Here is a 13,353-nt window from a genome sequence, read left to right on the forward strand (position 1 = left end):
TTTGAAGATAATAAAAGGAGTTGTTGTGACAACTCCTTTTTGATTCTTAATAAGTTAAATAAGTTTCGAGGTCAGTCAAGGCTCGCTGGGCAATTGCTTCATAGCGTTCTTTTTTGTCACGGATGCGTGGGCCATCTAATTCTTTGATGATTCCAAAGTTAACATTCATGGGTTGGAAATGTTTACTTTCTGTATGGGTGATGTAATAAGGCAAGCTACCGATAGCCGTTGTTCGTGGAAAGACAACTTCTGCTTCTGACTTGAATAGACGAGCTGCGTTGATTCCTGCAACTAAGCCACTTGCAGCAGATTCGACATAACCTTCAACCCCTGTCATTTGTCCAGCAAAAAAGAGATTATCTTGACGTTTTGAACGGAATGTCTGGGTTAAGAGATTTGGTGAATCCATGTAAGAATTGCGATGCATCACACCATAACGAACAAAATCAGCATTTTCTAAACCAGGAATCATTGAAAAGACTCGTTTTTGTTCGCCCCACTTAAGATGGGTTTGGAATCCGACAATATTATATAGGCTACCTGCAGCATTATCTTGACGTAGTTGGACAACGGCATAAGGCGTTTTATAGTCTCCGTCACGTTTGCCAGTATAGTCTTCTGGGTATTCCAAACCAACAGGTTTCATTGGGCCATAAAGCATGGTTTTAATGCCACGTTTAGCCATGACCTCAATCGGCATACAACCTTCAAAATATTTCTCTTTTTCAAAGGAATTGAGTGGTGCTTCTTCAGCATTGACTAGGGCTTCATGAAAAGCCATAAATTCTTCCTTGGTCATAGGGCAGTTGAGATAAGCTGCTTCTCCCTTATCATAGCGAGATTTTAGATAAACCTTGTTCATGTCAATACTAGATTTATCAATAATTGGAGCTGCCGCATCATAGAAATAAAAACCAGTGCCACCATTTAAGGCATGAATTTTTTCAGCTAAACGATCACTAGTTAAAGGCCCTGTGGCAATAACGGTAATAGCATCGGTTGGTAATTCTGTAATTTCCTCACGCATTACCTCAATTAAAGGATGTTGATGTAGTTCTTCAGTGACCATCTGTGAAAAATGGTCACGATCAACAGCTAAGGCCCCACCTGCAGGAACACGGTGGGTTTCTGCAGCTTTTAGAATAAGAGAATCTAATCTTCTCATTTCTTCTTTCAAAAGACCAACAGCATTGGTTAAGGCATCGCCACGCAAAGAATTTGAACAGACTAATTCCGCAAACTGATCAGTCTTATGCTGAGGTGTTGCTTTAATCCCACGCATTTCATAGAGTTTGACAGGAATGCCACGCTTAGCAATTTGATAAGCTGCCTCACTACCTGCAAGACCAGCTCCAATAACATTGATATAAGTTGCAGTCACAATTTTTCCTCCTAGTTTTCACTTGGCTTATTATAGCAAAATTGAATCTAAAAGACCATTACTTTACAGTTTTTTAATGAGAAACTGCTAAAAAAACTTGTAAGCGATTAAATTTTAAGATATAATGGGATTATCTTAAGATTTGAAAGGACTTATTATGAAAAAACGAAATTTTTTGGCAATGTTAGGGATAACTGCCCTATTAGCAGCATGCTCTAGCCAAAGCTCAAGCAACCAGTCAACAACTTCGACTGCTTCAGAGAGTAAAACGACTTGGCAACTTATCCAAGAAAAAGGAGAACTAACAGTTGCCACACCGATGACTTATCAGCCAACTTCTTATTATAATGATAAAAAAGAATTGGTTGGTTATGAAGTTGATATGATGAAAGAGATTGCTCAACGTCTAAAAATCAAGGTTAAATTTGTTGAAACTGGTTTTGATCAGGCTTTTTCGGCTGTTGACAGTGGTCGTGTCGATGTATCACTTAACAACCTTGACATCACACCAGATCGTCTAGAAAAATATAATATTAGTGAAGCTTACAAATACAGTGTTAGTGGCATGATTGTTCGTGCCGATGGTTCTTCTGGTATTTCAGCTAAGGATTTAAGTGACTGGAAAGGCAAGAAGGCTGCTGGTGCTGCTGGGACAAACTTCATGAAGATTGCTAAAAAACAAGGGGCAGAGCTAGTGACTTATGACAACGTTGCTGGTGATGTTTATCTAAACGATGTGGCTAATGGTCGTACGGATTTTATTCCAAACGATTACATTTCTCAAAAATTGTTTGTTGAGGCAATGAAAAAGGAAAATCCAGATCTTAATGTAATGGTCAGCGATGTTCTTTATAACCCAAGTCAACAAGGGATTATTATGAGTAATAAAGATGACAGCCTAGTTGATGAAATTGATCGTGTCTTGTATGATATGAAAGCAGACGGTAGCCTTAAAAAACTAGCTGAACAGTATTATGGCGAAGATGTTAGTAAGCCTTACGAATCAGATCAAGAAATTCCAACCATTGACATCAGTGATGTTGATAGTGCAGAGTAAAAAATAGAGCCTAGAATGGCTCTGTTTTTTATTTATTAACATAAATAAAATTATGTAACATAAAAATAGGCAATAAGGCCTATTTTATTTTTGCTTCTTGATAGTCGCAGTTTTCCGTATTACTACAAATAATTTGCTTACCACCACGGATTTTCTTTTCAACCAGATAAGATTGGCATTTAGGACAAGAACGGTCAATCGGACTATCCCAAGATGTAAACTCACACTCTGGGAAACGATCGCAACCGTAGAAAATACGATTTTTCTTACTCTTTCGCTCGATAACCTGTCCTTTTTGACAAGTTGGACAAGCTACACCAATCTCCTTGGTAATAGCTTTGGTATTGCGACAGTCAGGGAAATTACTACAAGCATAGAATTTACCGTAGCGACCGAGTTTGATGACCATGTCATGTCCACAATTATCACAACTAAAGCCAGCAGGTTCATCCTTAATTTGAATTTTTTCGATTTCTTCTTCTGCCTTAGAAAGCTCCTTAGCAAAAGGATGATAGAATTGATCAATGACTTTTTGCCACTGAGCTTCTCCTAGCTCTACCTTGTCTAATTTCCCTTCCATATCGGCTGTGAATGCCACATTAACAATATCTGGGAAAAACTCGACAATCAGGTTATTAACAATCTCACCTAATTCAGTCGGTTCAAAACGCTTGGCTGCTAACTTAACGTAATAACGTCTTTGAATGGTTTCCAGAGTCGGTGCATAGGTCGAAGGACGACCAACCCCATTTTCTTCCAAGGTTTTAATCAAGGTTGCTTCTGAGTAGCGAGCTGGGGGTTGAGTAAAGTGTTGTTCAGGATTAAGTGATAATTTATGAACAATTTCTCCTTCTTCCATCTCAGGTAACATCTTATTTTTATCTGAATCATTGTAAACAGCTAAATAACCGTCAAATTTAATTTGACTACCATTAGCAGTAAAGATAACTTGATTTTGAGTTAAAGTGACTTTAACCGTATCAAAGATAGCGGCTGTCATTTGACTAGCTACAAAACGATTCCAAATTAATGTATAAAGTTTTAATTGATCTTTATCAAGGTATTTTGCGATTGATTCTGGCGTTTGATAAACATTTGATGGACGAATGGCTTCGTGGGCATCTTGAGCACCAGAAGTGTTTTTAGTTTGGTTAGTATTTTTACTATAATGTTTACCAAATTTTTCAGTAATAAATTTAGCAGCGTCAGCTTTAGCCAATGGACTGATACGAGTAGAGTCTGTACGCATATAGGTAATCAGACCTTGTTGGCCACTACTTCCAAGGTTAATTCCTTCATAAAGTTGTTGAGCAACCATCATGGTTTTACGTGTTCGGAAATTGATTTTATTTGCTGCATCTTGTTGCAATGAAGAGGTTGTATAAGGAAGAGGAGCATGACGTCGTCTTTCTTTCTTTTCAACCTTTTCGACTAAAAATTTATCAGAAGTCAGACGTGCTAAAACTAGCTTAACATCTTCATTTGTTGCCAATTTGAACTTTTTCCCATCTAGACCATAAAAATTAGCCTTGAATTTCTTAGTTCCTTTTTTGAAAATCCCATCAATAGACCAGTATTCTTCCGGTTTGAATTGTCGGATTTCTGCCTCGCGATCGATAATGAGTTTCAGAGCAACGGATTGAACTCGGCCGGCTGAAAGTCCTTTTTTAACTTTCTTCCATAATAAAGGCGAAATCGAATAACCAACAATACGGTCAAGCACGCGGCGAGCCTGTTGAGCATCAACCAAATCCATATCAATCTCTCTGGGAGCAACAAAGGCATTTTTGACGGCATCTTTGGTAATTTCATTGAAAACCACTCGGTTTTTATCGGATTTATCTAGCCCTAAAATATGAGCCAAATGCCAAGAAATCGCTTCTCCTTCTCGATCCGGGTCACTTGCCAAATAGACTTGTTTCGCATTTTTAGCTTCTTTTTTTAGAGAATTGATGAGTGGTCCTTTACCACGGATATTGATATATTCTGGTTCATAATTATTGTCAAAATCAATCGACATGGTTGATTTTTTCAAATCACGAATATGGCCAACACTAGCTACAACTTTATATTGACGGCCAAGATATTTTTCAATGGTTTTTGCCTTGGCTGGTGATTCGACAATAACTAAATTTTTTTTAGGTGTGGTCTTTTTACGACCGGTGCTTTTCTTTTTTGTTGCAAGGGTACTTGCCATAGAGTATGACTACACTTTCTTTGAAAATTAAAACTTATAGTATAATATACCACTTTTATTAAACTGTCAAGACTTACCCTAATATAGAAGAAGTCTGTTAAAAAGTGTGGACTACTATTGAATATAAAAGTGCAATCAATCAGTTTTCTTTATTGAAATCAATTACCTTTTCGCTACCAGTTATAGTGATGTTCCTACTTGTAGTTCTACTAAAATATCGCTAGCTGAGGTGGTACACTTGGCCCCTTCTTGTATGAGGTGATGGCAACCATCTGAATAGCCACTTAAAACATCACCTGGAACAGCAAAAACTTCTCGCCCTTCTTCCAAGGCACGTTCGCAAGTGATTAGACTACCAGAACGTTTTTTGGCCTCTACTACGACTAACCCTTGGGCTAGTCCTGCAATAATGCGATTTCTTTCAGGGAAATGATGGCGTAAAGGTTGCGTATTAACTGGATATTCAGATAAAATCAAATGATTTTTGCCAATATAATCCTGTAGGCTGCGATTTTCTTTTGGGTAATAAATATCCAGCCCCGAACCAATCACAGCAATGGTTGCTCCGCCATTTTTCAAACAAGCTAGATGAGCTGCAGTATCAATACCACGCGCTAAACCACTCACAATAACAAACTGATTGGCAAGTTCGCTGACCAGCTTTTTGACAATTTGAGTGCCTGATTTTGAACAGTTTCTAGCACCGACCATAGCTAATTTAGGTTTCTGTAACAGCTCTAAGTTGCCTTGATAAAAGAGTAAGACAGGTGGATTGTAAATTTCCTTCAGTGTGTCTGGATACTCCTTGTCTAAAATAGAAACACAAGGAAATTGATTAAATTCCTGTCTTAGGGACTTACTTTCTAATGTTTTATAGGCTTCGATAAATTGAATGGGTTGTTTACACTTGGCAACTACTGCCATATCACGCAAAGACAGCGATTTGTTTAGATTTTTTTGATAGGCTAAGATATTAAGAATATTGAGATTGCTTAACCCTGCTTTTTTTAGTTTATAAAGTTCAAAATTATTCATGTCTGACCTCCTTATGTTTATATTCGTAAGAAAACAATAGAAAAAGACTTCCTAAGTCACTTCTTAGAAAGTCTTTTTTGTTTATTTTACCATACTTTTAATGGGTTCAAAACTGCGACGATGAATTGGGCTAGCACCGTGTTGCTCTAAGGCTTTTAGGTGTTCAGGTGTGCCATAGCCTGCATTTTTTTCAAAATGATAGTCAGGATAAAGTTCGCTATAAGTGGTCATAATCTGATCACGCGTCACCTTAGCAACGATAGATGCTGCCGCAATTGATAAGGATTTTGCATCTCCTTTAATAATAGCTTCTTGAGGTAGATCAACTGGCAACTCCATCGCATCAATTAAGAGAGCATCTGGTTGTGGAATGGAGTTAAGAGCGTCTAGCATGGCTAACTTAGTTGCTTCATAAATATTTAGTTGATCAATAGTTTGTGATTCTTGAATACCAATGCCAACGACTAAGGCATGATCCATGATTTCTTGATATAGGGCTTGATGTTGTTTTTTAGCAATCTTTTTACTGTCGTTTAAGCCTTTGATTTGATAATTTTTTGGTAAAACAACACAGGCAGCGACTACAGGACCAGCTAATGGCCCACGTCCGACTTCATCAATCCCCGCAATCATTTCATAGCCTTTTTCCCAGTATGATTTCTCATAACTCATCATAGCCTTTAATCGCTCAAATTCTTCAGTTTCTTTGATAATAGCTTTTTTACGTTGACTAACGGCTGTTTGGACGCCCTTACGCTCATCTGCTTCAAATTCTTTCCAACGTTTATCAGTCAATGTTGTGATTTTCTTAAGTTCTTCCTTAACTTCCTTAATTGTCATCTTTACTTAAATCTCCAATTCTATCTAAGGTGTAATAACCTAATTTCCCATCCCTGACTTCTTTGACAAATAATTGATAAAAACGGTCATAATCCTCTCGAAATCCTAATTTTCGCGTTAAGTTCATAATGATTTCTGGTGTTTCTACTTCCCAATCGACTTGCTTAAAACGTTGGGTCAACCGTTCTGGATAATGCTCCTTAAAATAATTCAGACCAAAAATGGTGACTTCATCCATTGGGAGCAAGTTATCCTTAATAGCTCCTGTTAATGCCAGTTTCAAACCAACCAATTGATCTTCAAATTTTGGCCACAGAATCCCAGGTGTATCCAAAATTTCTAATTCTTTATTGGATTTCAGCCATTGTTGTCCTTTAGTGACACCAGGCTTGTTACCAACAACGGCAATCTTTTTACCAGCCAAACGATTCATCAGTGTGGATTTTCCTGCATTGGGAATACCGATAATCATCGTTCTCAGGGTTTCTTTTTTAATGCCTCGTTCCCTTAGTTTATGTAACCTATCAGCCATCAGGGCCTTTGCTGCCTCAGTTACTTTTTTAACAGTAGCTTGTTCTTTAGAGTTAATGGCTAGCGTGGTAATTCCTTGTTTTTCAAAATACTGCTGCCACTCTTTAGTTTGTGTTTTATCTGCTAAATCAGCCTTATTTAGAATCAAGAGTTTAGGCTTATCTCCAACAATCTTGGTCAACATGGGATTTTGACTGGATAGGGGCAGGCGAGCATCAACTAGAATTGTCACAAAATCTACAAATTTAAGATTTTCTTGAACTTGTCGTCTAGCCTTGGACATGTGACCAGGAAACCACTGAATCATTGCCATAACATCTTTCCTTTCACAATAATAAATAGCCATAAATCTAATTATGGATAAATTGCTTTAATATTTATGTTACTATTATAACATAAATATCCTATTTTTTGATATTAAGAAATGTGAAAACTCCTAGTCTTTCTGAAAGTTTTCCTATATTATTGTCCTAAAAGAGAAGGAATGTAATTGATAACCGACCAAATAATCAAAAGACTGTTATTTAAGATGTGGACGGCAATCGCATCCTTGATATTTCTTCGACGTGCATAAGCCAGATAGAAAATAGCTCCCAGAGCAAAATAAATGATAAACTCAATGAGATTAAAGGCCCAAAGATGAGGCCATGAAAATAAAGCTGACACCACGATTAAAGGTAAAAGAGTTTGATTATCACGGAAGAAGTACTTACTAATAAAACCACGATAGACTAGCTCTTCTAAAATAGGAGCAAAAAGCCCAATCGCTAGATGAAAACAGATAAAATAAAGGGGAATCATATCTGTCAACTGCTGAGCCGTAGCCAGCAATGCTGCATCGTTGGCTGTTGTGTCATTGCCATTGATATAAAAATTAAGCAGACTACCTGCAATGGCAACGACTCGAGTGGCAAAGAAAAATAGCAGAGCAAGTCCAAAATCCTTCCAAGTAAACGATAGTTGTTTAACGTGTTCAGATTCATAGATAGTATATTTTTTCCAGACCAGGATGATAACTAAAAGAGAGATGAGTATGTAAGCTATACCAGTTACCCATTGAAGTTGAAAAGATAAGGTGTTTTGGAGGCTCATTAAGACCAAAGGAGTACTGTTAATGACTAAGACCAATAGGAATAAGCCAAATTGCTTGGCTAGTTTTTTCATAAAATTCATCGCTTGAGTGACCTTTCTATTTTTGATGAACGATATGGCGTCTAGTCTTTGATACCTTTGTTATGCTATTATACCACATTATAATTGGGAAAAATATGATATAATGAGAGCAAAATGAGAAAAGGAGACTATTATGAAAGCTATGCTTAAACGTCAAGAAGTTGATACTCAATTAACTTGGGATACCAGTTTGATTTTTCCGACTGATGCAGATTATCAACAAGCACTAAAAGATTATGCTCAAGCAGTTGGTGAGTTTGAAAGCAACTATAAAGGAAAACTAAATCAAGCAGATGCTATTGTTGCGGCTTTGACAGACTTTGAAAACTTATCAATTTTGCGTGACCAACTGAGCCATTATGCTTTTCTTCCCTTAGAAGTGGATCGGATGAATACCGAATCAGCAAGTCTATCTAATGAATTTGATTTGTTAATGGAAGACACCCTGCCTCGTTTAGCCTTTTTAGATATTGAGCTAGGGGCTTTGGAAATAACTTTTTTAGAAGAGTTAATCTCCAAACAGCCACAATGGAAGGCTTACTTTCAACAGTTGATTGATTTTAAACCACATCAACTTCCCCCGCTTCAAGAAGAACTATTAGCGAGTCTAGCTACTGTTTGGCAACAGCCCTATAATGCTTACAATACGACCAAGTTTGAAGATTTGACTTTTGAGTCATTTGAAGTTAATGGGCAAACCTATGAAAACAGCTATGTTTATTTTGAAAATGACTATGAACTCAGTCATGATCAAGAAATTCGTCGTCAGTCGGCTAAAAGCTTCTATCGCACCTTAAAGACCTATCAGAATACCGCTGCCACAAGTTTACTTGCTCAGATGAAAAATGAACAAATTCAAGCCAAGCTGCGTGGTTTTGAATCGACGATTGATTATTTGTTATTCCAACAACAGGTATCACGAGAGTTGTTTGATCGTCAGATAGATGTTATCATGAAAGAGCTAGCCCCTCACATGCGACGCTATGTTAAGCTAGTTGCTAAGGCCCATGGTTTGAAAGAAATTACCCATGCCGATTTGAAAATCAGTATGCCGTCAAGTTTCAATCAACGCATTACTCCAGAAGAATCTAAGGCATTCTTGTTAGATTGTCTAAGTGTTTTGGGTTCAGATTATCAAAAAATGATTGAGCAATCATTTGATGAACGCTGGATTGATTTTGCACAAAATGAAGGAAAATCAACAGGTGGATTTTGTGCAACACTTTATAGTGGGCCATCTTATATTTTGCTGTCTTGGACTGGTTTGATGAATGAGGTTTTGGTATTGGCTCATGAACTGGGGCATGCAGGTCATTTCCAATTGGCTAAAAAGCAGAGTATTCTCAGTTATGAGCCGTCACTCTACTTTATTGAAGCCCCATCAACTGCCAATGAGGTGCTAACTTGTAATAGCCTACTGAAGAAAAATCAAGATCCTGATTTCCAAATTTACCTGATTAGTGAATTGATTAGTCGAACTTATTTTCATAATATGGTCACCCATTTACTTGAAGCGGCTTTTCAACGAGAAGTCTATACCCGTTTGGATAATAATGAGTATCTAAATGGTGACATACTTTGTCAAATCAAATTGGATGTGATAAAGCAATTTTGGGGAGATGAATTTGCCATTGGTGATGAAGCTGGTTTGATTTGGATGCGTCAGCCACACTATTACATTGGTCTTTATCCTTATACTTACTCAGCAGGTTTGACCATTGGAACAGCCTTGGCTAAACAACTGGAAGAGAATCCTGAACAAGTTGTTGCCAAATGGCTAGATACCCTGTCTTTAGGTGCGAGCCTATCAGCTCAAGAACTAGCACAACATGCAGGAGTTGATGTCACAACTGACCAACCACTACTTGAAACCATTGCTTATGTGGCTTCTTTGGTTGACCAATTAGAAAATCTACTTGCCTAATCAATAAAAAAAAGATTGAGATAGTTTATCTCAATCTTTTTAATTAGCGAATTTGTTCAAAAGTAAGATGAACAATAATCTTATCACCATAGCCATTACGCTCTAAATCACGTTGTAAACGATAAGAAATATAATGTTCAGCGATATTGATATAGCCTGCTTCCATCAAACGATTTTCAACCAATGATTGGACCATACTGATGGTTGGACGCTCCACTTGTGCATCTTCTAAGTCAATCACAACTTTTTTAGTCACTTGTGCTAAATCTTTTGCCAATTTATCATCAATCACATAGACGGTTTTAGCTGCTTTTAAAATTGCTTGGTAGATTTTGTCTGGATTAAACTCTACAATTTGTCCATCACGTTTTGTAATTTGCATGTTATTGTCCTCCTTTTATTTCTTTTGTAGTTTATTAGTCTGATTATACCATGTTTTTACTTATAATCAAAGAATTTCCCGAAAGAAAGCTAGTCTGCTATCGAAGCAAGCGGAATATTACATAGATTTATTTATGTAATAAAATAGGCTCCAATTACATTGGAGCCTATTTAACTATTTTCGTTTCTTCTTAGCTTTTTTGAGTTTGTTAACTTGGCGTTTCATAGCTTGTTTCATTAGGAAGTTACCTGCCTTACCTTTAAGACCACCACCAAGAAGTTGGCTCATGTCCATATCACCTAAGCCAGATAAGTCTGGCATACCACCTTGCCCCATCATACTTTCAAGAGCTGACAAGTCCATCCCATCCATATTAGGCATGTTTTTTGGCAAATTATTAGGGTTGATTCCCATTTGCTTCATCATTTTGTTCATATCACCAGACATCATCCCTTGCATCATGCCCTTGGCTTGATTGAAATCTTTGATGAATTTATTGACTTCGACAAAACTGTTTCCTGAACCAGCAGCAATCCGACGACGGCGACTTGGGGTTAAGAGTTCAGGATTTTCTCGTTCAGCTGGGGTCATTGATGACACGATAGCTCGTTTACGGGCAATGTCTTTTTCATCTACTTTGACGTTGGCAAGGGCAGGATTATTGGCCATTCCAGGTAACATTTTAAGCAAATCTTCCATTGGCCCCATATTTTGCACTTGATCTAATTGCTCAATGAAATCATTGAAATCAAAGGTATTTTCTCGCATTTTTTCAGCCAGTTCCAATGATTTTTTCTCATCATATTCTTGACTGGCTTTTTCGATAAGGGTTAAAAGGTCACCCATTCCCAAAATACGACTGGCCATACGGTCAGGGTGGAAGGTTTCGATCTCTGTAATCTTCTCTCCAGTCCCTGTAAACTTAATCGGCTTACCAGTAATTTCACGAATAGATAGGGCTGCACCACCACGAGTATCCCCGTCAATCTTGGTTAGCACTACCCCTGTAATATCTAGTTGTTGGTTGAATTCAAAAGCAACATTGGCAGCCTCTTGACCAATCATGCTATCGACAACCAGCAAGATTTCATTTGGTTGTGCAAGAGCCTTGACATCTCGCAATTCTTCCATGAGCTTTTCATCAATTTGCAATCGCCCTGCCGTATCAATGATGACATAATCATGGCGTTTTTCTTTGGCAAGGGTCAAGCCTTGAGCAACAATCTCAACAGCTGACACTTCGGTTCCCAAATCAAACACAGGAACATTGATTTGCTGACCGAGAGTTTTTAATTGATCAATGGCGGCTGGACGGTAAATATCCGCTGCAATCATCATTGGTCGAGCATTCTTTTCTTTAATTAGTTTATTGGCTAGTTTACCAGCAAAGGTAGTCTTACCTGCCCCTTGTAGCCCGACCATCATGATAATGGTTGGAATTTTATCTGAGACAGTTAATTCTGCTGTTTCAGCTCCCAAGATGGCAGTCAATTCTTCATTGACAATTTTAACAATTTGTTGAGACGCATCAAGTGTTTCAATAATCTCATGGCCCACAGCACGTTCACGCACACGTTTAATAAAAGATTTAACAACTGGTAGGGCAACGTCTGCTTCAAGAAGGGCAAGACGAATTTCCTTGGTCACTTCTTGGACGTCTTTTTCGGATAATTTACCTTTACGGCGTAAGTTTTTGAAAACACCTTGTAGGCGTTGGGTTAGATTGTCAAATGCCACGTTTTTCTCCTAATCTCTATTATCAATTTGACTCAAGGTCATAATTTGTTCTTTCAAATACGAATCGTCTGGGTATTTGGCTAACAAATCATCAAAAATCTGACTACGGACGATATAATCCGAATACATGTGCAATTTCATCTCATAGTCTTCTAAAATCTTTTCAGTTCGCTTGATATTATCATACACTGCCTGCCTACTGACCTGAAACTCTTCGGCAATCTCAGTTAAACTGTAATCATCAGCATAGTATAGCTCGATATAGTTCATCTGCTTATCTGTTAATAAGGCAGCGTAAAATTCAAATAAAGCGTTCATTCGATTGGTTTTTTCAATTTCCATAAGCCTTATTTTACCATATTTATCAAGATAATTAAACTCCTATCGTGACTTGGATCAATGGTTTTCAAGATAAAATTCAAAACGCTCGCCAACATATTGGCTACGGACATATTCAAAACAAATGCCGTCGTCCAAGTAAGAGGTTTGAATGAGGCTTAAAATAGCAGACTGTGGTTGAATATTTAGATAATGTGCCATCTCTTTGGAAGCCAATTTGGCTGAAATGGTTTGTTTACTTTTACCAATAATAAAACCTGCTTCAGTCAAGGATTGGAAAAAATGTTCACTAATGGCTTGTTTATCTAATTTTTTAGCAATCTTTTCTGGAATACTGGCAACTTCAAAAACCACAGGCAAGTCATCTGCGTAACGAACACGTTCCATACGGATAATATGGGAATTTGGTGAGATGTTAAGGTGTTTTATTTCCTGTTCATTGGGAAGAATACGTTGGTAAGACACCAAATGTGTCGAGGGCGTTTTTCCTTGCGATTTGATGATTTCTGTAAAGCTGGTGGTTCCCCTCATGCGCTCTTGTACACGTTGGTTGGCAACATAGGTACCACTGCCGACACGTCTTTCAACAATTCCTTCTTCGACCAAGACGCTAATGGCTTGTCTTAAAGTCATGCGGCTAACAGCAAAACGACTGGCTAAGTCACGTTCACTAGGTAGGCGGCTACCAATCTTCCAAGTTCCTTGATCAATTTCTGATTTTAATTCATCACGAATTTTAATATAGGCTGGTAACATT

Annotated in this window: 12 protein-coding genes; 2 read left to right on the forward strand and 10 right to left on the reverse strand. The window is 37.7% G+C overall.

Features of this window, described 5'->3' with window-relative positions:
- Nucleotides 1-46: 46 nt before the first annotated feature.
- Nucleotides 47-1,381, reverse strand: coding sequence for a methylenetetrahydrofolate--tRNA-(uracil(54)-C(5))-methyltransferase (FADH(2)-oxidizing) TrmFO (gene trmFO, locus FRX54_RS02000; protein WP_146460456.1), 1,335 nt, complete (start codon nt 1,379-1,381; stop codon nt 47-49).
- Between the two features lie 157 nt (nt 1,382-1,538).
- Between trmFO and FRX54_RS02005 the strand changes: the two genes are divergently transcribed.
- A complete protein-coding gene (locus tag FRX54_RS02005; protein WP_146460458.1) occupies nt 1,539-2,438 on the forward strand; it encodes a transporter substrate-binding domain-containing protein in 900 nt (299 codons plus the stop codon).
- 79 nt (nt 2,439-2,517) lie between these two features.
- On the opposite strand, the gene topA is transcribed toward FRX54_RS02005, so the two are convergent.
- From topA to FRX54_RS02030, 5 genes are all read right to left on the reverse strand, one after another.
- Nucleotides 2,518-4,635: a type I DNA topoisomerase gene (gene topA / locus FRX54_RS02010; protein ID WP_146460461.1), complete on the reverse strand. Its 2,118-nt coding sequence runs from the start codon at nt 4,633-4,635 to the stop codon at nt 2,518-2,520.
- Nucleotides 4,636-4,815: 180 nt separating this feature from the next.
- On the reverse strand, nt 4,816-5,670 hold the full coding sequence (dprA, locus tag FRX54_RS02015; RefSeq protein ID WP_146460463.1) for a DNA-processing protein DprA: 855 nt from the start codon (nt 5,668-5,670) through the stop codon (nt 4,816-4,818).
- 81 nt (nt 5,671-5,751) lie between these two features.
- Nucleotides 5,752-6,510, reverse strand: a complete 759-nt coding sequence (locus FRX54_RS02020; RefSeq protein ID WP_146460465.1) for a ribonuclease HII — start codon at nt 6,508-6,510, stop codon at nt 5,752-5,754.
- Entirely contained in the window at nt 6,500-7,354 is an 855-nt protein-coding gene (gene ylqF / locus FRX54_RS02025; protein WP_146460468.1) for a ribosome biogenesis GTPase YlqF, read from the reverse strand. The genes FRX54_RS02020 and ylqF overlap by 11 nt, the downstream gene beginning before the upstream one ends.
- A gap of 149 nt (nt 7,355-7,503) precedes the next feature.
- Entirely contained in the window at nt 7,504-8,214 is a 711-nt protein-coding gene (locus FRX54_RS02030) for a CPBP family intramembrane glutamic endopeptidase (RefSeq protein ID WP_146460470.1), read from the reverse strand.
- Nucleotides 8,215-8,344: 130 nt separating this feature from the next.
- Between FRX54_RS02030 and pepF the strand changes: the two genes are divergently transcribed.
- A complete protein-coding gene (pepF, locus tag FRX54_RS02035) occupies nt 8,345-10,138 on the forward strand; it encodes an oligoendopeptidase F (protein WP_146460472.1) in 1,794 nt (597 codons plus the stop codon).
- Between the two features lie 43 nt (nt 10,139-10,181).
- Here the strand turns inward: pepF and FRX54_RS02040 are convergent, their stop codons facing one another.
- From FRX54_RS02040 to FRX54_RS02055, 4 genes are all read right to left on the reverse strand, one after another.
- Nucleotides 10,182-10,520: an ATP cone domain-containing protein gene (locus tag FRX54_RS02040; protein ID WP_146460474.1), complete on the reverse strand. Its 339-nt coding sequence runs from the start codon at nt 10,518-10,520 to the stop codon at nt 10,182-10,184.
- A 174-nt stretch (nt 10,521-10,694) separates the two neighbouring features.
- Nucleotides 10,695-12,257, reverse strand: coding sequence for a signal recognition particle protein (gene ffh, locus FRX54_RS02045; protein WP_146460476.1), 1,563 nt, complete (start codon nt 12,255-12,257; stop codon nt 10,695-10,697).
- 9 nt (nt 12,258-12,266) lie between these two features.
- Nucleotides 12,267-12,599, reverse strand: a complete 333-nt coding sequence (locus FRX54_RS02050) for a putative DNA-binding protein (protein WP_146460478.1) — start codon at nt 12,597-12,599, stop codon at nt 12,267-12,269.
- Between the two features lie 54 nt (nt 12,600-12,653).
- Complete coding sequence (locus tag FRX54_RS02055; RefSeq protein ID WP_146460480.1) at nt 12,654-13,352, reverse strand: GntR family transcriptional regulator; 699 nt, start codon at nt 13,350-13,352, stop codon at nt 12,654-12,656.
- Nucleotide 13,353 lies beyond the last annotated feature (1 nt).

This window comes from Streptococcus sp. sy004 (assembly GCF_007859205.1).
Classification (GTDB): Bacteria; Bacillota; Bacilli; order Lactobacillales; family Streptococcaceae; genus Streptococcus.